17 protein-coding genes are annotated in these 25377 nt (G+C 74.3%); 11 read left to right on the top strand and 6 right to left on the bottom strand.

All coding sequences use genetic code 11. The features are described 5' to 3' along the window. Positions 1–34: 34 nt before the first annotated feature. A complete protein-coding gene (locus O7633_RS01960) occupies positions 35–1483 on the top strand; it encodes an amidohydrolase family protein (protein ID WP_282325642.1) in 1449 nt (482 codons plus the stop codon). Between the two features lie 56 nt (positions 1484–1539). Beyond that, entirely contained in the window at positions 1540–2343 is an 804-nt protein-coding gene (locus O7633_RS01955; RefSeq protein ID WP_278134964.1) for an IclR family transcriptional regulator C-terminal domain-containing protein, read from the top strand. A 7-nt stretch (positions 2344–2350) separates the two neighbouring features. On the opposite strand, the gene O7633_RS01950 is transcribed toward O7633_RS01955, so the two are convergent. The 4 genes from O7633_RS01950 to O7633_RS01935 form a co-directional block, all read right to left on the bottom strand. Further along, positions 2351–5011: a DUF6493 family protein gene (locus O7633_RS01950; protein ID WP_282325640.1), complete on the bottom strand. Its 2661-nt coding sequence runs from the start codon at positions 5009–5011 to the stop codon at positions 2351–2353. Next, complete coding sequence (locus O7633_RS01945; RefSeq protein ID WP_278134961.1) at positions 5008–6342, bottom strand: SWIM zinc finger family protein; 1335 nt, start codon at positions 6340–6342, stop codon at positions 5008–5010. Before O7633_RS01945 ends, O7633_RS01950 begins: the two co-directional genes overlap by 4 nt. A gap of 63 nt (positions 6343–6405) precedes the next feature. Beyond that, positions 6406–7614 (bottom strand): D-mannonate dehydratase ManD, encoded by a 1209-nt coding sequence (manD, locus tag O7633_RS01940; RefSeq protein WP_282325639.1) that lies wholly within the window; start codon positions 7612–7614, stop codon positions 6406–6408. Beyond that, positions 7611–8651 (bottom strand): acetylxylan esterase, encoded by a 1041-nt coding sequence (locus O7633_RS01935; protein WP_282325638.1) that lies wholly within the window; start codon positions 8649–8651, stop codon positions 7611–7613. The genes manD and O7633_RS01935 overlap by 4 nt, the downstream gene beginning before the upstream one ends. Before the next feature lie 225 nt (positions 8652–8876). Between O7633_RS01935 and O7633_RS01930 the strand changes: the two genes are divergently transcribed. The 9 genes from O7633_RS01930 to O7633_RS01890 all read left to right on the top strand — a co-directional run bounded on the left by O7633_RS01930 (position 8877) and on the right by O7633_RS01890 (position 22537). Beyond that, the gene (locus tag O7633_RS01930; RefSeq protein ID WP_282325637.1) at positions 8877–11282 is read left to right on the top strand and encodes a glycoside hydrolase family 3 N-terminal domain-containing protein; all 2406 of its coding nucleotides are present in this window, start codon (positions 8877–8879) and stop codon (positions 11280–11282) included. Positions 11283–11311: 29 nt separating this feature from the next. Then, positions 11312–12310: an ABC transporter permease subunit gene (locus tag O7633_RS01925; protein ID WP_282325636.1), complete on the top strand. Its 999-nt coding sequence runs from the start codon at positions 11312–11314 to the stop codon at positions 12308–12310. Next, positions 12307–13239, top strand: a complete 933-nt coding sequence (locus tag O7633_RS01920; RefSeq protein WP_282325635.1) for a carbohydrate ABC transporter permease — start codon at positions 12307–12309, stop codon at positions 13237–13239. Before O7633_RS01925 ends, O7633_RS01920 begins: the two co-directional genes overlap by 4 nt. Before the next feature lie 50 nt (positions 13240–13289). Continuing rightward, on the top strand, positions 13290–14927 hold the full coding sequence (locus O7633_RS01915) for an extracellular solute-binding protein (RefSeq protein WP_278134950.1): 1638 nt from the start codon (positions 13290–13292) through the stop codon (positions 14925–14927). A 102-nt stretch (positions 14928–15029) separates the two neighbouring features. Next, positions 15030–16631 (top strand): xylan 1,4-beta-xylosidase, encoded by a 1602-nt coding sequence (locus O7633_RS01910; protein WP_282325633.1) that lies wholly within the window; start codon positions 15030–15032, stop codon positions 16629–16631. Then, positions 16628–17320, top strand: coding sequence for a hypothetical protein (locus O7633_RS01905; RefSeq protein ID WP_278134948.1), 693 nt, complete (start codon positions 16628–16630; stop codon positions 17318–17320). Before O7633_RS01910 ends, O7633_RS01905 begins: the two co-directional genes overlap by 4 nt. Continuing rightward, entirely contained in the window at positions 17317–19461 is a 2145-nt protein-coding gene (locus O7633_RS01900) for an alpha-glucuronidase (RefSeq protein WP_282325632.1), read from the top strand. Before O7633_RS01905 ends, O7633_RS01900 begins: the two co-directional genes overlap by 4 nt. A gap of 170 nt (positions 19462–19631) precedes the next feature. Continuing rightward, positions 19632–20708 (top strand): hypothetical protein, encoded by a 1077-nt coding sequence (locus tag O7633_RS01895; protein WP_282325631.1) that lies wholly within the window; start codon positions 19632–19634, stop codon positions 20706–20708. Positions 20709–20962: 254 nt separating this feature from the next. Next, positions 20963–22537, top strand: a complete 1575-nt coding sequence (locus O7633_RS01890) for a DHA2 family efflux MFS transporter permease subunit (protein WP_178064728.1) — start codon at positions 20963–20965, stop codon at positions 22535–22537. Positions 22538–22640: 103 nt separating this feature from the next. On the opposite strand, the gene O7633_RS01885 is transcribed toward O7633_RS01890, so the two are convergent. Then, positions 22641–24005, bottom strand: a complete 1365-nt coding sequence (locus O7633_RS01885) for a glycoside hydrolase family 43 protein (RefSeq protein WP_282325630.1) — start codon at positions 24003–24005, stop codon at positions 22641–22643. Between the two features lie 78 nt (positions 24006–24083). After that, entirely contained in the window at positions 24084–25358 is a 1275-nt protein-coding gene (locus O7633_RS01880; protein WP_282325628.1) for a multidrug effflux MFS transporter, read from the bottom strand. Positions 25359–25377 lie beyond the last annotated feature (19 nt).

The raw sequence follows: 25377 nt of genomic DNA, 5'->3' as shown, positions 1-25377 counted from the left end.
GCGGGCCCCGACCCGGGAAGGGGTGGTGGCCGCGATGAGCGCAGGCGACCCGACGGCGCACGGCCGGCCGGTGGTGTTCCGCAACGGGCTGGTGCTGACCATGGACGACCGGCACACGGTGCTGCCGGACGCCGACGTCCTCGTCGTCGGCGGCCGCATCGCGGCCGTGGGCGTCGGCCTCGAAGCGCCCGCCGACGCGGTCGAGATCGACGCCACCGGCGGGATCCTCATGCCCGGCATGATCGACACGCACCGGCACATGTGGCAGACGGCCATGCGCGGCTACGGCGCCGACTGGACCCTCACCCAGTACTTCGTCTGGTACTACCTCGACCACGGCCGGCTGTTCCGCCCCGAGGACGTGCACGCCGGCAACGTGCTCGCCGCCCTGGAGGCGATCGACGCCGGGGTCACCACCACCGTCGACTGGTCGCACGGCCTGCGCACCGTCGAGCACGCCGACGCGGCGGCCGACGCCCTCGAATCCGTGCCCGGCCGGTTCGTCCTCGCCTACGGCAACATCCAGCAGGGCCCCTGGGAGTGGGCCACCAGCCCCGAGTTCCGCGACTTCCACCGCCGGCGCATCGACGGGGGCCGCCTCGGCTTCCAGCTCGCCTTCGACGTCACCGGCGACCCGTCGTTCCCCGAGAAGGCCGCCTTCGAGGTCGCCCGGGAGCTGGACGTGCCGGTGACCACCCACGCCGGGGTGTGGGGCGCCACCAACGACGACGGCATCCGGCTCATGCACGAGCACGGCTTCATGACCCCGTCCACGGTCTACGTGCACGCCGCCACGCTCAACCCCGACTCGTACCACCGCATCGCCGCCACCGGCGGCTCCGTGTCGGTGTCCACCGAGAGCGAGCAGAGCGCCGGCCAGGGCTACCCGCCCACCTGGGCGCTGCGCCGGCACGGCATCGGCGTCTCGCTGTCGATGGACACCAGCGTCTGGTGGAGCGGCGACCTCTTCTCGGCCATGCGCGCCACCCTCGGCGCGGACCGCGCCCGGGAGCACCTCGACGCGCACGCCCGCCAGGAGACCGTCACCCACGCCCACCTGCGCGCCGAGCACGTCGTCGACTGGGCCACCCGGGGCGGCAGCCGCGCCCTCGGCATGGACTCGCAGGTGGGCAGCCTCCAGGTTGGCCGCAGGGCCGACGTGGTGCTGCTCAAGAACGACGCCTCGCCGGTGATGTTCCCGCTGCTCAACCCCTACGGGCACGTGGCCTTCCAGGCGCAGCGCGGCGACGTGCACACCGTGCTGGTCGACGGCCGGGTGGTCAAGCACGAGCACCGGCTGGTCGGGGTGGACCTGGCCGCCGCGCGGCGCGGGGTCGAGGCGACGGTGTCGTACCTGATGGACGCCATGGGCGAGGAGGCGTGGCGCACGGGCATGAACCCCGACATCCCGGCCACCGCGGTGCTCGACAACCCGTACACGTACACCGAGTGGGACGCCGGCTCGGCCCAGTGGAAGCATTAGCCTGCCGCCCGGGTGACCGCCCGGGCGGCCGGTCGAGCACGGACGGAGGGAGCCCGATGGCACGCGAGGCGGGACCGGACTTCATCGAGGCCCTGGCCCGCGGGCTCGACGTGCTGCGCTGCTTCCGGCCGGGCCAGGCGGTGATGACGCTCAGCGAGATCGCGGGCGTCACCGGTCTGGCCCGGCCCACCGTCCGCCGCATCCTGCTCACCCTGGAGGAGCTCGGCTACGTCCGGGTCGCCGACCGGGGCTACGCGCTCACCCCCCGGGTGTTGGAGCTCGGCATGTCCTACATCAACTCGCTGACCATGTGGGACGTCGCCCGGCCGCACATGCAGCGGCTCGTCGGGCAGACCGGCGAGTCCACCTCGATGGCCCAGCTCGACGGGGGCGACATCGTCTACGTCGCGCGGGTCGCCGTACCGAAGATCGTCACCCTGGCGGTGACCATCGGCACCCGCTTCCCCGCCCCCGCCACGTCGATGGGCAAGGTCCTGCTCGCCGCGCTCGACCCCGCCGACCTGGACCGGGCCCTGGCCGAGCCGGGCCGCTCCGGGGTCGTCTCGCGGTGGCAGCCGGACCGGGCCGAGCTGGACCGGGCGCTGCGCGACGTGCGGGCCAAGGGCTGGGCGCTCGCGGACCAGGACCTCGCCCCCGGCATCCGCTCGGTGGCCACCGGCGTGCGCAACGGCGACGGCCGCATCGTCGCCGCGCTGAACGTGACCGTGCACGCGGCGGACACCAGCGTGGAGACCCTGGTCGACGAGCACCTGCCGCGCCTGCTGCGCACCGCCGCCGACATCAGCCGCGACTGGGCGCTGCGCGACAGCGTCCCGCTCGCCGCCCCCGCCGCCGGCTGACCGGCGGTCAGCCGGCGGTCAGTGCCCGGTGCAGGCGGCGCGCCTCGGTCACCACCCGGCTCGACCCGCCGCGCCCGGCCACCTCGGCCAGCCCCGGCACCTCGACGCGCGCCCCGGTGGCCGTGGCCGTCTCGGTGGCCAGGGTCAGCAGGTCGGGCAGGCCCCGGGGCGGGGTCGGCGCGGCGAGCAGCGGCGGCAGCGCCGCGGCGAGCAGCCGCCACACGCTGCGCGGCGCGCCCGCGCCGGCCGCGTCGCGCAGCGGCTCGACGGCCCGGGTCAGCTTCACCAGCTGGCCCGCGCCCAGGTCACCCAGCCGCGCGCCCACCCCGGCGGCGTCCAGCCGGCCGGTCGCGGCCAGGCCGAGCAGGGCGTCCAACGCGGCGACCCGGTCGACGCCGTGGCGCGCGGCGAGCCCGTAGGCCAGCGCCACGTCGACGGCGGGCCCGCCGGTGCCGCCGCACTCGGCGAGCAGGGGCAGCGCCAGCGCGCCGTCGCGCCGGTCCAGGTCGGCGGCGGCGGTCACCTGCGGCAGCATGTACGCGGCGACGACGCCGAGGTGGTGCGGCAGCACCGACGGCCACATCCGTGCCCAGGTGGCGTGGTCCGTCTCCATCGGCGGCGGGTCGACGGTCAGCAGCCCGTACGGGTCGGGGTGGCCGGCCGGGGGACGCAGCTCGACCGCGATCCGCCGGGGCGGGAACTGGCCGTGCTCCCAGTCGTGGCCGACCCGGCGGGGGCGGCGGGCCTGCGGGACGAGCCGGGCGACCGGGTCGGGCAGCCCGCCGGCGCGCAGCCAGGCGGCCATCCGGTCACCGGCCGGGGTGCGCAGCGCCTCCGCCTTGCCGGCGAGGGTGTCGTCGACGCCGGTGGGCAGCCGCAGCAGCGCCTGGGTGAGGTCCCACCGCCAGGGCTGGCGCTCGCCGAGCGCCGTGAGCCGTTCCAGCAGGGCCAGCGGGTCGAGCGCCCCGTTGGCCGAGGTGGGGGCGGCGAGCAGGCCGGGGTGGCCGGGCTCGCCGAGGTGGTGGCCGATCTCGGCCAGGCGGGCGCGCAGCAGGGCGTGCGGCGCCGGCACCCGGGGGTCGGTGCGGGTCAGCTCACGCGCCGGCCCCGCCGGGCCGGGGCGCCGCACGGCGGCGAGCAGCGCGGCCCATCGGCCGCGCTGCGGGGCGGCCGGGCGGGGCACGCCGGCGGTCTCCAGCAGGTCGCTGACGAGGCCGCACAGGCAGCACGGGTCCCAGGTGTGTTCGTTGGCCCAGGCCCAGTGCCGCCGGGCGAGGACCGGGTCGAGCGCGGCGCGCAGCCGCGGGCCGTCGGTGGGGGCGAGCCGGACCAGCCCGTCGAGGATCCGGTCGAGGGGCTCGCCGCGGTGTTCGGTGCCGACCAGCGCGGCGACCTCCTCGGTGAGTTCGTCGAGGTCGGTGATCGGGGCCGGCGCGGGCGCGGGCGGGCCGGGGTGGGGCAGGTCGTCGCCGCGCGCGCCGGCGGCCGCCGGACCGCCGGCCGACGCCGGTTCGGCGGCCGGGGCGGCGTCGGCGGCGGCCGGGGCGGGGCCGTGCCGGGCGGTCAGGGCCGCGGCCCGGTCGCGCACATCGACGGCGGGGTGCCCCGCCGCGACGGCGATCACCTCGGCGATCTGGGCCGCGCGGTCCGGGTGCCGGCGGACGAGCCGGTCGAGCCAGGCGAGCTGGCCGCGCACCAGCGCCTTGTCGGGGCGCAGCAGCACCTCGCGGGAGGCCGCGAGCACCGCCTCCGGCTCGGGGTCGGGCAGGGCGCGCAGGGCCTTCTGCGCCATGACGGCGACGGGGGCCGGGGCGTCGGCGAGCAGCCGCAGGTAGTCGGTGGCACGGGCGGCGACCTCCTGCGAGGTGGGTTGCAGCTCGTGCAGCAGGACGGTGAACGCGCGCAGCGCCGCCGGGCGGTCGCCACGCAGGAGCCGGCCGAGCGCGCCGTCGAGCAGGGCGGCCCGGTCGACGACGCCCTCGGCGGCGAGCTGCGCGAGCGCGGTCGGCAGGACGTGACGCCGCCGGTTCTCCCAGTCGGTGTGGACCTCGTCGAACATCATCGGCCCGCCGAGCCCGTCGATCTCGAACAGCCGGGGCAGCAGCGCCGGCAGCAGCGGGTCGGCGCGGAGCCGGTCGACCAGCGGCACGGGCGCGCCGCGGCGGCGGTCGGGCATGCCCAGCGACTGCACCCACAGCTCGACGAAGCGCTCCCCGGTCGGCGGCGCGGCGTCGGCGGGCAGCAGCCCCGCGACGAACCGCCAGTGCCCGAGCCAGACGTCGCGGGTCAGCTTGTCGGCCAGCCGGCGGGCCAGCTCGGGCAGCCAGTCGATGCCCCGCTCGACGGCGACGACGCGGACGAGCCGGGCCGCCCGGTCGCCGTCGATGGCGACGGACCGGCGGCTCAGCAGCGCGGCGGCCTGGGCGGCCGTGGGCAGGCAGCCGACCACGGCGACGGCCAGGGCGGTGCCCTTGGCGCTGCCCCAGAAGGTGGACCGGCGCGTCTTGAACCACTCGGTCAGCTCGACGCCGACGGCCCGGCGGCGCTGCTCGGGCAGCCCGGTCAGGGCGGCGGCGACGAGGTCGGCCGACCCGGCGTCGACGAGGTCGAACAGGTCGCTGCTGCCGCCGGCCGCCAGCTCCCACCGACGCCGGACAGTGGACTTCACACCGCCTCCCGCTCGCCGACGCCGGCCATCCGGGTGGCCAGCGCGTGCTTGCACGGCCCGCGCTGGCCGCGGTGCTTGGCCCACCAGGGGCAGGTGCAGGTGTACGCGTCGTCGGCGAGCCGCCGGACCCGGTAGACCTGGCCCGCGCTGCGGACGGTGGCCCCGGCGTCGTCGGGGTCGACGGCGCCGGACTCGACCAGCGCCCGCGCGCCCACCAGGCGGGGGTTGTCGCGCTCGGCCCGGCCGGCGTCGTAGGGCATCACGCGGTGGAAGTACGCCGCCTCGGCGACGTCGTAGCCGACCCGGCCGGCGGTGCCGAGCTGGGCGAGGGCGCCCCGCACCCGGGCCGCGTCGAGGCCGGCGGAGGTCGCCAGGGCGTCCACGTCGATCGTCGGGTCCCAGGCCAGCAGCGCCGAGACCAGCTCGGCGTCGTCGGCGACGTCGTCGCCGGCCAGGGCGGCCAGCGCGGCGCCCTCGCCGGAGAAGCCCCGGTAGGGCTCGGGCGACAGGGTCAGCGACAGCCGCAGCGCCCCGGTGTCCAGCTCCCAGGTGCTGGGCAGCGCCCCGACGCCGGGCGCGACGGTCGGGCCGTAGACGGTCAGGGTGCGGGCGTGGCGCAGCAGGCCGCGCAGGGCGGCGAGCCGGCCCGCGCCGGCCAGGCAGACCGCGCCGGCCACGGGCCGGGAGGTCAGCCGCAGGCTCCGCCCGGCGGGCACGGCCCAGAGCACCGACCGGTCGGTGGCGGTGGGCAGCCGGCGCAGGAACGTCGCCGCCTCGGCCGCCGCGAGCTGGGCGCGCGGCTCGAACCCGGCGGCGAGCACCTGCACCTCGGCGAAGCCCCGCAGCCACCGCTGCGGCAGCGGCACCTTCTTCTCCACGACCGCGCCGTCCATCGTCTCCACGGTGAGGTCGTCGGGGCCGACGGACAGGCGCAGCGGGTCGAGGCCGCCGACGCGCGACAGCGCCTCGCGCAGCGGGTTGTTGACGTCCACGTTGGTGGTGCCGTGTTCCAGCACGTCGCCGTCGAGCCCCTCGGGCAGGGCGTCCAGGCGGGCGTAGACGCCGCAGCAGCCGGAGAACGACTCGAAGCGCAGCCGGTCGCGGCTGCCCGTGACCACCGGGTCGAGGCTGGCCGGACTCACCGGCCGGAAGTAGCGGGTGCGGGCGACCTCGGCGACCGCGAGCAGCCCGACGGCGGCGGCCTGCGGCGTGGTGAGGAAGCCGCTGAAGAAGCGGGGGTTCGGCGCGGGCCCGCCGCTGGTGGACAGGGCGAGGCCGGACCGGCTCAGGGCGGAGGATCCGAGGTACCTGTACGTCTGTTGGGCGCTCACGGGCCCGGACGCTACAAGATCCCTCCGACACCGCGCCCCCGCGCGGCTTGCCGGCCGGCGGCGTCACCAGGGGTGCAGGGTGCCGTCCTCCAGCCGGTTGACCGGCAGGTACGCCGGGGAGTAGGGGTAGCGGGCGGCGGCCTCCTCGTCGATGTCCACCCCGAGCCCCGGGGTCTCGGCGGGGTGCAGGTAGCCGTCGGCGAAGTGGTAGCGGTGCGGGAAGACCGCGTCGGTCTCCTCGGTGTGCCGCATGTACTCCTGGAGGCCGAAGTTCGGGATCGCGAGGTCCAGGTGCAGGGCGGCGGCCAGGCAGACCGGCGACAGGTCGGTCGCGCCGTGCGAGCCGCTGCGCACGTGGTGCAGCGCGGCGTAGTCGAAGATGCGCCGCAGGTGGGTGATGCCGCCGGCCCGGACCACGGTGGTGCGGACGTAGTCGATGAGCTGCTCGCGGATGAGCGTGGTGGCGTCCCAGACGGAGTTGAACACCTCGCCGGTGGCGATCGGCGTGGTGGTGTGCTGCCGGATGAGCCGGAAGCCCTCCTGGAACTCGGCGGGGACCGGGTCCTCCAGCCAGGTCAGCGCGTACGGCTCCAGGCTGCGGCCGAGCCGGGCCGCCTCGATGGGGGTGAGCCGGTGGTGCACGTCGTGCAGCAGCCGCAGGGTCGGGCCGAACTCCTCGCGGACCCGGGCGAACACGTCGGGGGTGTGGGCCAGGTAGCGGGCCGTCGACCAGACCGTCTCGGTGGGCAGCGCCGCGTCGGCCGGCTCGTAGAACATCTTGTCGGCGCTCACGCCGTACGTCTTGGCCAGGCCCGGCACGCCGCACTGCACGCGCACCGCCCGGTAGCCGAGGTCGACGAAGCGGGCCACCTCGGCCAGCACCTCGTCCACGGTCTCGCCGTTGGCGTGGCCGTAGACGGTGACGCCCTCGCGGGACCGGCCGCCGAGCAGCTGGTAGACCGGCAGGCCGGCGACCTTGCCCTTGATGTCCCACAGCGCGGTGTCCACCGCCGCGACGGCGCTCATGGTGACCGGGCCGCGCCGCCAGTACGCCCCCTGGTAGAGGTACTGCCAGGTGTCCTCGATCCGGGCCGGGTCGCGCCCGATCAGCAGCGGCACCACGTGCTCGCGCAGGTACGCCTCGACGGCCAGCTCGCGACCGTTGAGGGTGGCGTCGCCGACCCCGGTGACGCCCTCGTCGGTGACGATCTTCAGGGTGACGAAGTTGCGGCCCGGGCAGGTCACGATGACCCGGGCGTCGACGATCCTCACGCGGTCTCCTCCGTCGTGTCGGTGGCGGGGCCGGTGGCGTCGCCCGGCGCGGCGAGCACCCCGGCGAGCCACGCGAGCTGCCGACGGACCTGCACCGCCTCCCCGCCCTCGTGGCCGTTGAACGGGTAGACGTGCATCACCCGCTGCGGCGGCCCCGGCCGGCCGTTGGCGGCGCCGTACTGGTTGTGGGCGGCGAACACGGTGCTCGGCGGGCACACGGTGTCGCGCAGGCCGACGCCGAAGTGCGCGGGCGCGACCGCCCGGCGGGCGAAGGCGACGCCGTCGACGTAGGACAGGGTGCGCCGCACCGCGTCCTCGGCCGTCCGGTCGGCGGCGAGGTAGCGGGCGATCTCGCCGTACGGCTCGGCGTCGGTGATCTCGATGGCCCGCTGGACGTGGCACAGGAAGGGCGCGGTGGTGATCAGGGCCGCCAGGTCGTCGACGAGGCCCGCCACCGCGAGGGCGATCCCCCCGCCCTGGCTGTTGCCGGCGACGACGACCCGGCCGGGGTCGACGCCCGGCAGCGCGCGGGCCGCCTGCACGGCCCGCACGGCGTCGGTGATCAATCGCCGGTAGTAGTAGTTCTCGGGCGCGAGGATGCCCCAGGTCACCGGCCAGGGGCCGCCCTGGGCGCCGGCGCGCGGGTCGGGGGTGTCGCCGGCCGCGTAGTGGCCGGACTGGCCCCGGGCGTCCATCAGCAGGTGCGCGTAGCCGGCCACCGGCCAGGTGAGGCGCTCGTGCGGCAGGCCCCGGCCGCGCCCGTAGCCGACGTACTCCACGACGGCGGGCAGCGGCCCGTCCGCCCCGGCGGGCCGGGTGTACCAGGCCCGCACCGGGTCACCGCCGTAGCCGGCGAACGTGACGTCCCAGGTGTCGACCAGGCGCAGGTGGGTCGGCTCGGGCCGGACCTCGCCGAGCACGGGGTGCTCGGCCGCCGCCGCGAGGGTCGCCCGCCAGAACGCGTCGAAGTCGGCGGGCTCGGCCACGGCGGGGACGTACTGCCGGAGCTGGTCGAGGGGCAGGTCGAACTGGGGCATGGAACCTCTCCGAAATTTTCGAGGACTGTATCATGCGCGATGCCCGGGTACGATGACCACCGTCGATCCGCTTCGGGCGGGACGAGCCTTGACATGCCCATTTAAGGCCCTTAAGTTGCCCGAAATAGGTCACGCGGAGATTTCCGAAAATTTCGGGCCGGCTCGCCGTCGTCAGTCGTCGCGGGCCACCGGGGAGCCTCCCGGGCCCGGCTGAAGGGGTGTGGCATGAACAGTCAGCTGCCCGTGCACGACGCGGAGGCGTCCCCGGACGCCGCGCGGTGGCGCGACCCGCGGCTGAGCCCGACCGAGCGCGCCGACGCCCTGCTGCCGCTGATGTCGCTGGAGGAGAAGGTCGCCCAACTGGTCGGGGTGTGGGTCGGCGCCGACGCCTCCGGCGAGGGGGTCGCGCCGCACCAGGCCGACATGGTCGACGGCGAGCTGCGGTGGGACGACGTCATCCGGCACGGGCTCGGCCAGCTGACCCGGCCGTTCGGCACCGCGCCGGTCGACCCCGTGGCCGGCGCGCGCTCGCTGGCCGCGTCCCAGGCCGAGATCGCGGCGGCGAGCCGGTTCGGCATCCCCGCGCAGGTGCACGAGGAGTGCCTCACCGGCTTCGCCGCCTGGCGCGCGACCGTGTACCCGACGCCGCTGGGCTGGGGCGCGTCCTTCGACCCCGAGCTGGTCGAGCAGATGGCCGGCCACATCGGCCGGTCGATGCGGGCGGCCGGGGTCCACCAGGGGCTCGCGCCGGTGCTCGACGTCACCCGCGACTACCGGTGGGGCCGCACCGAGGAGACCATCGGCGAGGACCCGTACCTGGTCGGCACGACCGGCGCGGCCTACGTGCGCGGCCTGGAGGCCGCCGGCGTCGTCGCCACCCTCAAGCACTTCGCGGGCTACTCGGCCTCGCGCGGCGGACGCAACCTGGCCCCGGTGTCGATGGGTCGCCGGGAGCTGGCCGACGTGATCCTGCCCCCGTTCGAGATGGCGCTGCGCCTCGGCGGCGCCCGTTCGGTGATGCACTCCTACGCCGAGATCGACGGCCTGCCTGCCGCCGCCGACGAGGGCCTGCTGACCCGGCTGCTGCGCGACGAGTGGGGCTTCACCGGCACGGTGGTCGCCGACTACTTCGCGGTGCGCTTCCTCCAGACGCTGCACCGGGTCGCCGCCGACGGCGTCGAGGCGGCGCGGCTGGCCCTGCGCGCCGGCATCGACGTGGAGCTGCCCACCGTGGACGCGTTCGGTCCTGCGCTGGTCGAGGCGGTCCGGGCCGGCGCGGTCGACGAGGCGCTCGTCGACCGGGCGCTGCGCCGGGTGCTGGCGCAGAAGGCCGAGCTGGGCCTGCTCGACCCGGGCTGGCGGCCGCTGCCCGACGGCGTGGACGGGCTGCGCCTCGACGACGCGGGCGCGCAGGAGGTGGCCCTGCGCCTGGCCCGCGAGTCGGTGGTGCTGCTGCGCAACGACGGCGGGCTGCTGCCGCTGGAGGCCGGCCGCCGCGTCGCCCTCGTCGGCCCGGTCGCCGACGACCCGATGGCGATGCTCGGCTGCTACACGTTCCCCTCCCACGTGGGGGTGCGCCACCCCGAGCACGGGCTCGGCGTGGAGCTGCCCTCCCTGCGCGAGGCCCTCGGCCGCCTGGTGCCGGGGCTCACCCACGCCCCCGGGTGCGCGGTCACCGGCGGTGACACCGCCGGCTTCGCCGCGGCCGTGGCGGCGGCCGCCGCGGCCGACGTGTGTGTGCTCGCCGTCGGCGACCGGTCCGGGATGTTCGGCCGGGGCACGTCCGGCGAGGGCTGCGACGCCACCGACCTGCGGCTGCCCGGGGTGCAGCCCGAGCTGGTCCGGGCGGTGCTCGCCACGGGCACGCCCGTGGTGCTGGTGCTGCTGGCCGGGCGGCCCTACGCGCTCGGGCCCGAGGTCGAGGCCGCCGCGGCCGTCGTGCAGGCGTTCTTCCCCGGCCAGCGCGGCGGGCAGGCCATCGCCGAGGTGCTCACCGGCGCGGTGAACCCGTCCGGGCGGCTGCCCGTCGGCGTGCCCCGGGACGCCGGGGCCCTGCCGTCGACCTATCTCAACCCGCCGCTGGGCCGCCGGTCGGAGGTGTCGTCGGTCGACCCCACCCCGGCGTTCCCGTTCGGCCACGGGCTGAGCTACACGACGTTCGAGTGGAGCGACGCGGGCGTACGCGGGGCCGACGACGTCCCCACCACCGACGCGGGCGGCGGCGACCGCCTCGACTGGGCGGTCGACGGCGAGGTCGAGGTCGACGTCACGGTCCGCAACACCGGCGACCGGGCCGGCGTCGAGGTCGTCCAGCTCTACCTGCACGACCCGGTCGCGCAGACCACCCGGCCGGTGGTCCGCCTGATCGGCTACGCCCGCGTCCCGCTCGCGCCGGGCGAGAGCGCCCGGGTGACGTTCGGCGTGCCCGCCGACGTCACGTCGTTCACCGGGGCGCACGGCCGACGCGTCGTCGAGCCCGGCGACGTGGAGCTGCGGCTGGGCCGCTCCAGCGGCGAGTTCGCCGCCACCCTCCCGCTGCGCCTCGTCGGCGCCGAACGCGCCGTCGGCCACCACCGCCGGCTGGTGTCGACGGCGCGGGTCGCCCCGGCCGCCGTCCCGCAGTCCGCCTAGGCACCTCCGCCCCGTCCTGGAGGCCGTCGATGACCGTCCCCGACACCCTCGATCCCCCGCCGGTGCCCCCGACGCGGGACGCCCCCTCGCCGGCGGGCCGCCCCGCGCCGCGCCGCCGCGGGCGACGCCGCACCTGGCGGCAGGCGCTGCGCAAGGACTGGCAGCTCTATTCCCTCGCCGTGGCGCCGCTGCTGTTCTTCCTGGTCTTCCGCTACCTGCCGATGGCCGGCAACGTGATCGCCTTCCGGAAGTTCTCCCCCGGCGGCAGCCTGTTCGGCGAGACCTGGGTGGGCCTGCGCTACATCCGCCTGTTCCTGGCCGACCCGACGTTCTGGGACGTGTTCACCAACACCCTCGTGCTGGGGACGCTGACCCTGCTGTTCTGCTTCCCGCTGCCGATCGTGCTGGCGCTGCTGCTCAACGAGGTCCGCGCCCGCCGGCTCAAGCGGTTCGTGCAGTCGGTGTCCTACCTGCCGCACTTCCTGTCCATCGTGATCGTGGCCGCCATGGTCATGCAGCTGACGTCGATGGACGGGACGGTCAACCAGATCGTGCGCGGCCTCGGCGGCGAGGCGGTGCCGTTCCTGCAACGGCCGGAGTGGTTCCGCACGATCTACGTCTCCTCCGAGGTCTGGCAGACCGTCGGCTGGGGCACCATCCTCTACCTCGCCGCGCTCACCACGATCGACGAGAACCTCTACGAGGCGGCCCGCATCGACGGGGCGAACCGGTGGCGGCAGACCTGGCACGTGACGCTGCCCGGCATCCGGCCCACGATGGTGACGCTGCTGATCCTCAACATCGGCACGTTCATGGCGGTCGGGTTCGAGAAGATCCTGCTGCTGTACAACCCGCTGACCTATCCGACCGGCGACGTGATCTCCACGTACCTCTACCGGATGGGCTTCGAGTCGAGCAACTTCAGCTACGCCGCCGCGATCGGCCTGTTCGAGGCCGTGATCGGGCTGACCCTGGTCCTGTCGGCGAACGCCATCTCCAAGCGCACGGTGGGGACGAGCCTGTGGTGACCGTGGAAGCCGCCGGGACCGGCGAGACCCGGCGGATGGCCCGCCGGCCGAAGGGGATCCGCCCCACCCGGGGCTACCGGGTCTTCCAGGCGGTCAACGCCGTCATCCTCACCGGCGTCGTGATCGTGACGCTGTACCCGTTCGTCAACATCGTGGCCCGCTCGCTCAGCGACGAGGCGTACATCATCGCCGGGCGGGTGAACCTCGTCCCGCGCGGGTTCAACCTGACGACGTACAAGCTGGTGATGTCCGACGCGTTGTTCTGGACGAACTACCGCAACACGGTGGTCTACACGGTGGTCGCCACGGCCATCTCCATCGTGCTGACCACCTGCTACGCGTACGTGCTGTCGAAGCCGCGGCTCAAGGGGCGCGGGGCGCTGGTCGGCATCGCCGTGTTCACCATGTTCTTCTCCGGCGGGCTCATCCCCAACTACGTGCTGATCACCAGCCTGGGCATGAAGAACACCATCTGGGCCGTGGTGGTGCCCAACGCCATCAACGTGTTCAACCTGCTGGTGATGAAGGCGTTCTTCGAGAGCCTGCCGGAGGAGCTGGAGGAGGCCGCCGCCGTCGACGGGCTGAACACGTACGGGACGCTGCTGCGGATCGTGCTGCCGCTGTCGAAGGCCATCATCGCCACGATGGTGCTGTTCTACGCGGTGTCGTTCTGGAACTCCTGGTTCACCGCGTTCCTCTACCTGGACCAGCAGGAGATGTTCCCGGTGACCGTCTACCTGCGCAACCTCATCGCGGGGGCCACCGGCGCCCAGTCGGCCGGCGGCGTGGCCGAGTCCGACGCCGTCCAGGCCGCCGCGACGTTGCAGGCGGTGACCATCGTGCTCACCACCCTGCCCATCCTGGCGGTCTACCCCTTCATCCAACGCTACTTCGTGTCGGGCGTGATGCTCGGCGCGGTCAAGGGGTAGCCCGGCGAGGTTTCCCCTCCACCCCACCACCGTTTGCGAAAGGACGAGCCGTGCTCCACAGAACGTGGCGGCGCGCGGCCATAGCCGCGGCCAGTCTGCTCACCCTCACCCTCGTCGCCTGCTCCTCCGAGGAGGCCGGCGACGCCAAGGACCTGTCCGGCAACCGGGCCGGTGCCATGGCGGACTACGGCGTCGGGACCCAGTTCACGGCCACCGAGCCGCTCTCCTTCTCGATCCTCTACAACAACCACCCGAACTACCCTCTGAAGAACGAGTGGCTGTTCTGGTCGGAGCTGACCAAGCGGACGAACGTCAAACTCGAACCGGTCGCCGTGCCGCTGAGCGACTACGAGCAGAAGCGCAGCCTGCTCATCGGTGCCGGCGACGCCCCGCTGATCATCCCGAAGACCTACCACCCGGCGGAGAACCAGTTCGTCTCGTCCGGCGCGATCCTGCCGGTCAGCGACTACCTGGACCTGATGCCGAACCTCAAAGACAAGATCGACAAGTGGGGGCTGAAGCCGGAGATCGACACGCTGCGCCAGTCCGACGGCAAGTTCTACCTGCTGCCGGGCCTGCACGAGAAGCCCTGGCAGGAATACACGGTCGCGGTCCGCACCGACATCCTCGACGAGCTCAAGCAGCCGGTCCCGAAGACGTGGGACGAGCTCTACACGGTGCTCAAGGCGATGAAGGCGAAGTACCCGGACTCGTACCCGTACTCGGACCGGTGGAGCAAGCCCAACCCCGCCGGCGCGCTGCTGCGGATCGCCGGCAACTCCTGGGGCACCCAGGCCGGCTGGTCGTTCCAGCACAACACCTGGGACCCGGCCGCCGGGAAGTTCGTCTACACCGGGGCCACCGAGCAGTACAAGCAGATGGTCCAGTACCTCAACAAGCTGGTCACCGAGGGGCTGCTCGACCCGGAGAGCTTCACCCAGAGCGACGAGGCCGCCCGGCAGAAGCTGGCCAACGGCAAGTCCTTCGTCATCACCAGCAACGCGCAGACCCTGGTCAACGACTACCGGCCGGACCTGGCCAAGACCCTGCCCAACGCGAAGCTGGTCAACATCCCGCTGCCGGTCGGCCCGGCCGGTGAGATCAACCCCGCCTCCCGGCTGGAGAACGGCGTGATGATCTCCAAGAAGGCCCGGGACAGCAAGAACTTCGTGGCGATGATGCAGTTCATCGACTGGCTCTACTACTCCGACGCCGGCCAGGAGTTCGCCAAGTGGGGCATCGAGGGCACCACGTTCGTCAAGGACGCCGCCGGCAAGCGGATGCCCGCCCCCGACGTCGACATGATCGGGCTCAACCCCAAGGGCACCAAGCACCTGCAGAAGGACTTCGGCTTCGCCAACGGGGTCTTCGCCTACGGCGGCAAGCTCGACCTGGTGCAGTCCTTCTTCTCCCCGGAGGAGCTGGAGTTCCAGAAGGTGATGAACACCCGCAAGCCGATCGAGGTGCCGCCGCCGGCACCGCTCACCGACGCCGAACGCGAGCAGGTGTCGCTGTGGGAGACGCCGCTGAAGGACTACGTCACCCAGAACACGCTGAAGTTCATCCTCGGCCAGCGGCCGCTGACCGAGTGGGACGCCTACGTCGGTGAGCTGAAGGCCCGCAACTCCGACAAGTACATCGACGTGGTCAACAAGGCGTACGAGCGGTTCAAGAAGGACAACGGCTGACCGTCCGGTCCCGGCCGGGCCCCGCGACCGGGGTCCGGCCGGGACCGGCGGCCCGGCCGGCACGACGAGCACAACGAGCAGGACGAGCAGGACAAGGACGAGATGCGGATCCACGTACCCGGGCGGCCCACGGGCCGGCTGACCGACGCCTGGCGGGCCTGCGTCGGCACCGGCCGGTTCGAGCTGGCGCTGCGGCGCGACTACCAGGACTCGCTGGCGCTCGTCCAGCGGGACATCGGCTTCCGGCACATCCGGGGGCACGGCCTGCTCAGCGACGGCGTCGGCGTGCACCGCCCCTACGAGCACGCGGGTTCGCGGCGCGTACGGCACTCGTTCACGTACGTCGACCAGGTCGTCGACGCGTACCTGGAGCTGGGGATCCGGCCCTTCGTGGAGCTCGGCTTCATGCCCTCGGGCCTGGCCTCCGGCGACCAGACGGTGTTCTGGTGGCAGGGCAACGTCACCCCGCCGGCGTCCTGGACGGAGTGGGCGGACCTGGTCCGGGCCACGGTCGCGCACCTGGTCGACCGGTACGGCCTCGACGAGGTGCGCGGCTGGCCCATCGAGGTGTGGAACGAGCCGAACCTGACGGCCTTCTGGCAGGATGCGGACCGCGACGCCTACCACCGGCTGTACGAGGTGTCGGCGCACGCCGTGAAGGAGGTCGACGCGTCCCTCCAGGTCGGCGGCCCGGCCATCTCCCCCGGCTCCGACGAGTGGCTGGTGCCCTTCGCCGAGTTCGTCGCCGCGCGCGACGTCCCGTGCGACTTCGTCAGCCGGCACGCCTACACCTCCGGCCCGGCGCAGCACGTGCCGTTCGGCACCCACCAGACCCTCGCCCCGGCGGAACACCTGCTGGAGCAGTTCGCCGCGCCGTGCCGGCTGCTGGCCGGCACCGCCCTGGCGGAGCTGCCCGTGCACATCACCGAGTTCAACTCCTCCTACCGACCCGACAACCCGATCCACGACACCGCGTTCCACGCCGCGTACCTCGCCCCCGTGGTGGCCGCCGGCGGCGACCTGGTCGACTCCTTCTCGTACTGGACGTTCAGCGACATGTTCGAGGAGGCGGGGATCCCGACGGCGCTGTTGCACGGCGGCTTCGGCCTGCTCACCCACCGGCAGCTCAAGAAGCCCACCTACCACCTGTACGCGTTCCTGGCCCGGATGGGCGACGCGGTGCTGGCGCGCGGGGCGGACCACCTGGTCACCCGCGACACCGACGGCCGGGTCACGGTGCTGGCGTGGGCGCCGGTGGACGTCACCGGCCGCGCGCCGGTGCCCGAGCGGCACACGCTGGCGCTGTCGGTGCCGCTGGACGCGCCCGGGGCGACGTCCGCATACCTGGCGCGCTCGTCGGTGAGCGAGGAGGCGGGCAACGTCCAGGCGGCCTGGGCCGAGATGGGCCGGCCCCGGTCCCCGCTGCCGCGCCAGCTCGACGCGCTGCGGGAGGCCGCCGAGCCGGCCCGCAGCCACCGGAGCCTGCCGGTGGTGGGCGGCCGGGTGGAGGTCGACCTCACCCTCGCCCGGCACGAGGTGACCCTGGTCGAGATCGACGCGGTGCGCGACGAGACCCCGCCGTGGTGGGACGACGACCGGCTGCTCGGCCTGCCCGGCCGCGGCGTCGGCGGCCACGACGGAAACGGCCACGACGGCGACGGGCGACGCGACGGCGTCCCGGCCGGCGGGGACGGGCGGCCGTGAGCGGCGACGCCGCGCGGGCCGCCCGGCAGTTCGGCGAGGGCCCGCTGTCGCGGTCCGCCGCGCGGGTCTACACCCTGCTCGTCGTCGAGCTGCTCCTGCTGCTGGCCTGCCTGCCCGGCCTGGTGCCGCTGGTCCTGCTCGACGCCGACGCGAGCAACATCCCGCTCTACGCCGCCTGCGCGTTGCCGCTGGGCCCGGCGCTGTCGGCCGCGCTGTACGCGCTGCACCACCAGCGCCCCGACCTGACCGACCTGCGGCCCGCCGCCGCGTTCCGGCGCGGCTACCGGGCCAACCTGGCGGGGGTGCTGCGGATCTGGGCGCCGCTGCTGGCGTTGCTCACCGTCGTCGCGGTGAACCTCGCCCACCTGGACGTCGCGGGCGTGCCCCGGTGGTGGGCGGTGCCGCTGGTCGGCGTCGCCGCCCTGGCGGCCCTCGTCGGGGTGAACGCGCTGGTGATCACCTCCCTGTTCGCGTTCCGGGCCCGCGACGTCGCCCGGCTCGCCCTGCACTTCACGGTCCGCGCCCCCGGGGTGGGCATCGGCACGGCCCTGGTGCTCGTGGCGGGAGCCGCCGTCACGGCGGTCACCTCGGAGGCGGTGCTCGCGCTCGCTGGCTCGGTGTGCGCCCTCGCGCTGCTGCGCGTGGCCGCCCCGATGGTCGAGACGATCCGCGAGGAGTTCACCGCATGAGCCTGCCCTCCGCCACGACCGGCCCCGCCGCCGCGGGCCACGCCGCCGCGGGCCACGCCGCGGGCCACGACCCGGCGGGCCCCGGTGGGGACGTGCACGCCGCCTGGCTGCCGCCGGAGGCGTTCGCCCCGCTCGGCTCGCGCCGCGTCCTCGTGCGGGGCGACGGGGTGCTCGTCGACACCGTCTTCGACGAGGTCGAGCGGGCCTGCGCCCGGCACGGCGGCCGGGCGGACCGGACCGCCGGGGACCGGGCGGTGGACCTGGTGCTCGCCCTGCGCGACGCCGGTCCCCTGCCCGCCGCCGCGACCGCGCTGGCCCGGGCGGCAGGGGCCGACGGGCCGCTGGGCGGCGAGGGGTTCGCGCTGGCCCGCGCCGAGGGCGTCACCGTGATGCTGGCCGACGCGCCGGCCGGCCTGCTGTACGGGCTGTTCCACCTGGTGCGTCTCGGCGCGGCGGCGTTCGAGGGCGACCACCCGGTCCGGCGGCACGCCCCCGCGATGGCGCTGCGCATGCTCGACCACTGGGACAACGTCGACGTGCACCCGGTGATGGGGCAGGTCGAGCGGGGCTACGCGGGCGGGTCGATCTTCTGGCGGGCCGGGGCGGCACGCCGCGACCTCGACCGGGTCCGCACGTACGGGCGGCTGCTGGCCGCGTGCGGCGTCAACGCGATCTCGGTGAACAACGTCAACGTCCACGCGACCGAGGCGCGGCTGCTCACCGACCGCCTCGGCGACGTCGCCGAGCTGGCCGACGCGCTGCGCCCCTACGGCGTGCGGGTGCACCTGTCGGTCACCTTCGCCGCGCCCGTCGTCCTCGGCGGCCTGTCGACCGCCGACCCGGTCGACCCGGCGGTGCGCGCGTGGTGGGCCGCCGCCACCCGCCGCGTCTACGCGCGCATCCCCGACTTCGGCGGCTACGTGGTGAAGGCCGACTCGGAGGGGCAGCCGGGCCCGTTCACGTACGGGCGCGACCACGCCGACGGCGCGAACCTGCTCGCGGAGGCCCTCGCGCCGTTCGGGGGCGTGGTGCACTGGCGGGCGTTCGTCTACAACCACCGGCAGGACTGGCGGGACCGCTCGACCGACCGGGCGCGGGCCGCGTACGACCACTTCGCCCCGCTCGACGGCCGGTTCCGCGACAACGTGGTGGTGCAGGCGAAGTTCGGCCCGATCGACTTCCAGCCCCGGGAGCCGGTGTCGCCGGTGCTGGCCGCGATGCCGGCGACCCGGCTCGCGGTGGAGTTCCAGGTCACCCAGGAATACACGGGACAGCAGCAGCACGTGTGCTATCTCGCGCCCTGCTGGAGCGAGGCGCTGACGTTCGCGCCGTGGGGGCCGGGCGGGCCGACGGTCGCCGACGTGGCCGCCGGCACCGGGCCGGGGCCGGCGGCCGGCGGCGGCCTGGCCGCCGTGGCCAACGTGGGCGACGACCCGTTCTGGACCGGGCACCCCCTCGCCCAGGCCAACCTGTACGCCTACGGCCGGCTCGCCTGGGACCCCGGCCTCGATCCGGTCGCCGTCCTCGACGAGTGGATCGACCTCACCTTCCCCGCGTCGACGGTCGGGGACCCGGCCCTGGTGCGCGAGACGCTGCACGCCGTCATGGACGACTCGTGGCGCACCTACGAGCGGTACACCGCCCCGCTGGGCGTCGGCTTCATGGTCAGCCCGGCCCGCCACCACTACGGCCCCGACGTCGACGGCTACGAGTACTCGCGGTGGGGCACCTACCACTTCGCCGACCGCGACGGGGTGGGCGTGGACCGCACGCGCGCCACCGGCACCGGCTTCACCGGGCAGTATCCGCCGCCGTGGTCGCAGGTGTACGAGTCGCTGTCCGACTGCCCCGACGAGCTGCTGCTCTTCTTCCACCACGTCCCGTACGGGCACGTGCTGCGCAGCGGGTCGACCGTCATCCAGCACATCTACGACACCCACTTCGCCGGGGTGCAGCAGGTGGCCGGGATGCGGCAGCGGTGGCGACGCCTCGCCGGGGTGATCGACCCGGCGGTGCACGCCCGGGTGGCCGAGCGGCTGGAGGAGCAGCTGCGCTGCGCGATCGAGTGGCGCGACCAGGTCAACACGTACTTCTTCCGCAAGTCCGGGGTGCCGGACGTGCGGGGGCGGACGATCCACTGAACGCAGGCGGCGGGCTGTCAATCATGTGACAGCTTCCCCGCCGCCGCCCCGCCCGGGCGCGGGTTCCCGCAGGTCGGAGGGCCCAGCCCGCGGCGGCGGGCCCGGGGCGACGCCGGCGGGCGGCCAGGACGACGTTCCCACGGCACCGCCCGCCTGCCTAGGCTCGCACGGTGATCGAACCCGCTGGCCCGGACCCGCTGCCGGCCGTGCCGGAGGACGACGGCCGCCGGGCCACGGGCGACCGGCCGCGCGTCCTGCTCGTCGTGCTCCTCGCTGCCCTCGTCTTCCTGGTGCCGGTGACCATCGTCTTCCTCGCCACCGAGGGGATCGACCGGGCGGACAAGTACGCGAGCGTGTTCGGGCTGTTCGCGGGGATCTCCAGCGTGCTCCTCGGCCTCGTGTCGCTCCTTCCGCGCCGGCGGGACCGGCAGGCGGGGCCCGGCGACGGCGCAGGCCCGGGAGGCAACGCACCGGGAGGCGGCGGTACCGGGACCGGCGGCGGCCCCCGCTCGCGGCAGCGCAGCCGGACCTTCGGGTTCACCGCCGGCGTGGTGGGCACCACGATCCTCTCGTGCACCGTGGCGACGACCACACAGTCGAGCCTGAACGCGCCGCCCCCGGTCGACGAGCCGCCGCCGCTCGCGGTCGTCGCCGCGGTCGACTGGGCGTGGTGCGACGGCGCGGTGCTCGCCGCGGTGTCGCCCGCCCGGCTCCCGGCCCCGCCGCGGCGGTACACGTCCGGGGACTGGGCCGACTGGTTCACCCGGCTCGGCGGCGCCCGGACCGGCGCCGCCTGGGTGACGCTGACCCTGCGGTCCCGCTCGGATGCCACCGTCACCGTCACGGGCATCCGGGCTGCGGTGGCCGGGCGGAGCGAGCCGCCCGAGGTCTCGACCACCGTCGGCGTCGCCTGCGGGGGCCCCGGGGGCGACGAGCCCGGGGGCGACGAGCTCCGGTTCGACCTCGACGCCGAGCCCGCCCGATCGACCGGGGGCGTCCGCTTCCCGCTCGCCGTCACCAGGTCGGTGTCGGTGCTGCCCGTGCGGGCGCAGTCCGGCCAGCCCCGGGTCCTCTCCTGGCGGCTGGAGATCGACTGGGTGTCGCAGGACCGACGGGGGACCCTCACCGTGGACGAACTGGACGGGCTCCCGCTGCTCACCGGCGGCGAGGGGCGGTCACGCTGCTTCTATACGGAAACCGGCACGATCATCGAGAGCCTCTCCGGCGAGGGCTGCCCCACCCGCTGACCGCCCCGGCTGCCGTGATCGTAACCACAGTTCACGCGGCCGTATTGGGCGCGTGAAACCGTGGACCACCTTGTTACCGTTTCGCGGTGCGTTCGCGTGGCCGCGCGTCCACCAGGGGGGCGGTTGCATCCAACCGGGCGCACGGGGCCGCCGTGTGCGACAGCCCCGCCCGACAGGTAACCCACAACGTGCTGCCGCCCGAGGTGCGGCACGCGGCCGATCGGCGGCATCCGCCAGCTTCATCAGGAGATTCCGTGAGCAGTCAACCCGCGGCGCCGGCCAAGCTCGACGCCGCCGTACTGAAGATCGCCGGGGTCGTGGTCCTCGGTGCGATCATGTCGATCCTCGACGTGACCGTGGTCAGCGTGGCGCTGCCCACGTTCCAGACCGAGTTCGACGCCTCCTACGCCCGGGTCGCCTGGACGATGACCGGCTACACGCTCGCGCTGGCCACGGTGATCCCGCTGACCGGCTGGGCCGCCGACCGGTTCGGCACGAAGCGGCTCTACATGGCGGCGCTCGTGCTGTTCACGCTCGGCTCGGGCCTGTGCGCCACCGCCGACTCCATCGGCCAGCTCATCGGCTTCCGGGTGTTGCAGGGCCTCGGCGGCGGCATGCTGATGCCGCTCGGCATGACGATCATGACGCGGGCGGCCGGGCCGGAGCGGATCGGCCGGCTGATGGCGGTGCTGGGCATCCCGATGCTGCTCGGCCCGATCGGCGGCCCGATCCTGGGCGGCTGGCTGATCGACGTGGCGAGCTGGCACTGGATCTTCCTGATCAACCTGCCGATCGGCGTCGTCGCGCTGGCCTACGCGCAGTGGGCGCTGCCGAAGGACGCCCCGGAGCCGTCCGAGTCGTTCGACTTCGTCGGGATGCTGATGCTGTCGCCGGGCCTGGCCCTCTTCCTCTACGGGGTGTCGTCGCTGCCCGAGACCGGCACGTTCGCCGACCGGAAGGTGTGGCTGCCGATGCTCGTCGGCGGGCTGCTGGTCGTCTCGTTCGTCGTCTACTCGTTCAAGCCGAAGCACCCGCTGCTCGACCTGCGGCTGCTGCGTGACCGCAACCTCACCGTCGCGTCCGTCACGATGGCCGTCTTCATGGTCGCGTTCATGGGCGCCGGCCTGCTGTTCCCGAGCTACTTCCTCCAGGTGCGCGGCGAGTCGACGCTCGACGCCGGCCTGCTGATGGCCCCGCAGGGCATCGGCGCGATGGTCACCATGCCGATCGCGGGCATGCTGGCCGACAAGATCCCGGTCGGCCGGACGGTGCCGTTCGCGCTGGTGCTGATCGCGGCCGGCTTCTTCGCGTTCACCCAGGTCGGCACCGACACGTCCTACCTGCTGCTGTGCGGCTCGCTGTTCGTCATGGGCCTGGGCATGGGCGGCACGATGATGCCGATCATGACCTCGGCGCTGAAGACGCTGACCAACCACGAGGTGGCCCGGGGTTCCACGCTGCTGAACATCCTCCAGCAGATCGCCGGGTCGGTGGGTTCGGCGATCATGTCGGTGATCCTCACCAGCAAGCTGAACGACGCGCCGGTCATCCCGGGGGCGGTCGACCCGAACACGGGCGCGCCGGTCACCGAGGCCGGGCTGGCCATCGCCGTCAAGCAGAACCCGGACCTGGCCCAGCAGTTCCCGGTCGACCCGGGGCTGCTCCAGCGGGGGCTGGAGTTCGTCGCCGACTCGTTCGCCACGACGTTCTGGGTGGGCTTCGCCCTGGTGCTGGTGACGTTCGTGCCGGCCTTCTTCCTGCCCCGCCGGCGTCAGGTGTCCCACCTGCTCGACGACGAGCAGGCCCCGGCCCCGGTGCTGATCCACTGAACCGCCGAACCGCTGGTCCACCGATCCACCCGTCGCGGCGTGGGGCGTCCCGCCCCACGCCGCGACGGCGTCCCGGCCCGCGCCCACCCGGCGGGGCCGGGCCTCAGGCCAGCGGGGCCACCGGGCGGAAGGAGCTGTCCGCCCGGAAGACGGCGGTGTCCTGGTACAGGTCGATGCGCAGCGCGTAGTCGTAGTGGCGCAGGTAGCGGCCGGGGAAGTTGTAGGACTCCAGCGAGACCGCCCCGCTGACCGAGCCGGGCCGGGCGCAGAAGGTGGCGTCCCGCCCGAAGATCGCGCTGCCGTCGTTGGCGTCGGCCCGGATCCGGTAGTCGTAGTGCCGCAGGTACCGGCCGTCGGCGGTGCGCAGCGAGTAGCAGTTGGCGTCGGCGAGCCCGGCGACGACGGTGAGGGTCGCGTCCTGGCGGGCCTGCGCCGGGCTGGCCGTGGAGACCGGGTCGAGGTAGCCCAGGTTGTCGGCGCGGCGGGCCACGTACCGGTCGGGGAAGTTGACCGACTGCAACGACCGGCCGCCGGTGGGCAGCGTGACGCCGCCGGGGACCGTCTCGCGGAGCACGGTGAAGTGCCGGGCGAAGCCGGACAGCCCGGGTAGCTCGACCGGCGGGGTCCAGGTGCGCAGCCCGTCGGAGCTGTCGCTGAAGTAGTACTTGCCGACCGTGTACCCGTCGAAGTAGATCCGCCAGCCGCCGTTGTCGAGCGGCACCAGCGCCTGGCCCTCGCGCGGGCCGCCCCAGCCGGCCCAGTCGCCGGTCCCGACGAAGGTGTAGGGGCCGTTCAGGCTGCTCGCCGTCGCGTGCTCGATGTACTTGGTGGTCTCCTGCTTGGCGAACGCGTGGTACGTCGCGCCGACCTTCACCACGAACGTGTCGATGTGGTTGGGGCCGATCCCGGAAAGGAGCGTGGGCGTCGCGAACGCGGTGAGCGAGGAGTTCGTCGCGCGCAGCCGGTACGGCTTGAAGTCGGCCCCGTTGGTGGAGAGCGAGACGATCACGTTGACGCTGCCGTCGCTGTCGACGAACCACTCGGGGGCCCAGGTGTTCTGCACCGTCATGGGGATGGTGTGGTTGCGCAGGAACGTCCAGTTGACCCGGTCGGTGCTGGTGGCGAAGCCGATGGTGTTGCCGGTCCAGTTGGTGGTGTAGACGACGTAGTAGCGCCCGTCGGTGTGCCGGATGATGCTCGGGTCGCGGATCAGCCCGGTCGGCGGCGTGTAGGCGGGGCCGCGCAGCAGCCGGTAGCCGGTGGCGTCGGCCGCCTCGTAGACGTACATGTTCGATTCGCTGCTGTTGGTGAACGCCGTCATCGTGTAGCGGGAGGTCTGCCCGGCGGGGGGCGCGGCGGCCGCCGCCGGGGTGACCCCGACGGCCGGCAGCCCGGCGGCGAGCGACGCGAGGACGGTCGCGGCCGTCAGCGCCGCCCGACGCCACGACCGGCGGACGGTTCGGAACATCTGCCACCCCCACGTCAACAATCGAAGTTACTCGATGTTAACGCTCCCCTGACCGGGTGACAACGAGATCGTTCCTCGTCAGTGCGCCGCCACGACCACCGCGTCGGCCGGCAGGCCGGCGAGCCGGGCCGGCCGCACGACGACGAGCAGGACCACCGTGGCGGCCACCATCCCGCCCGCCACCACGAGGGCCATCGCCACCGCGCCGGTGCCGAGCATCCCCACCAGGGGCGCGGCCACCGCGCCGACGCCGAACTGCACCGCCCCGAGCAGCGCGGAGGCGGTGCCCGCCGCCTCGCCGTGCCGGGACAGCGCCAGCGCCGGCGCGTTCGGCATCGCCAGCCCCGCTGCGGCGAGCACCGCCCACAGCGAGGCCAGCAGGGTCGGCAGCCCGCCCAGGCCGGTCACGGCGAAGAAGAGCAGCGCCAGCCCCGCCACGGTCCCCGCGCCCAGGGACGCCACGAGGATCCGCTGCGGGGAGTGGCGACGCAGCAGCCGCACGTTGAACTGGGTCGCCCCGATCAGCCCCACCGCGCCCGCCCCGAAGGCCAGCCCGAACTGCTGCTCGTCGAGGCCGTACTGCTGTTGCAGGACGAACGACGACCCGGCCACGTACGCGAACAGGGCCGCCATGGCCAGGCCGGCGACCAGCACCAGGCCGACGAACGTGCGGTCGCGCAGCAGCGACCCGTACACGGCCAGGGTGGCGAGCGCCCCGCCGGGTCGCCGCCGCTCGGCCGGCAGCGTCTCGCGCAGGCCGAACACGGCGACCACGACGAGCGCCGCCCCGAAGACGGCCAGGGCCACGAACACGCCCCGCCAGTCCGTCCAGCGCAGCAGCCCGCCGCCGAGGGTGGGCGCGAGGATCGGCGCGGCCCCCATGACCAGCAGCAGCCGCGACAGCAGCGTGGCGAAGGCCGCGCCGCTGAACAGGTCGCGGACCACGGCCATCGCGACCACCGAGGCCGCCGCGACGCCCAGACCCTGCACCACCCGCAGCGCGCCGAGGACGGCGACGTTCGGCGCGACCACGCACAGCGCCGACGCCACGATGTGCAGCGCGATGCCGGCGATCAGTGGCTTGCGCCGGCCGACCGCGTCGGACAGCGGGCCGATCAGGAGCTGGCCCACGGCGAGTCCGGCGAGCGTGCCGGTGAGGGTCAGCTGCACCGCCGCCGACGTGGTCTGGAAGTAGGCGACGAGCGCCGGGAAGGTGGGCAGGTACATGTCGATGGTGAGCGGGCCCACCGCGATCAGCGAGCCGAGCACGAGGACGAGCCGCAGGCGCTGCCGGCGTCCCATCGCGTCGCCCGGCGTCGACGGGGCCGCCGTCGCCACGGTGGCGGCCTTCATCGGGACGCTCCGGCACGGC

This window comes from Micromonospora sp. WMMD712, from assembly GCF_029581295.1.
In the GTDB taxonomy this organism is placed as follows: domain Bacteria; phylum Actinomycetota; class Actinomycetes; order Mycobacteriales; family Micromonosporaceae; genus Micromonospora; species Micromonospora carbonacea.
The sequence above is the reverse complement of the archived record's forward strand: the minus strand, read 5'-3'. Positions and strand labels throughout refer to the sequence as shown.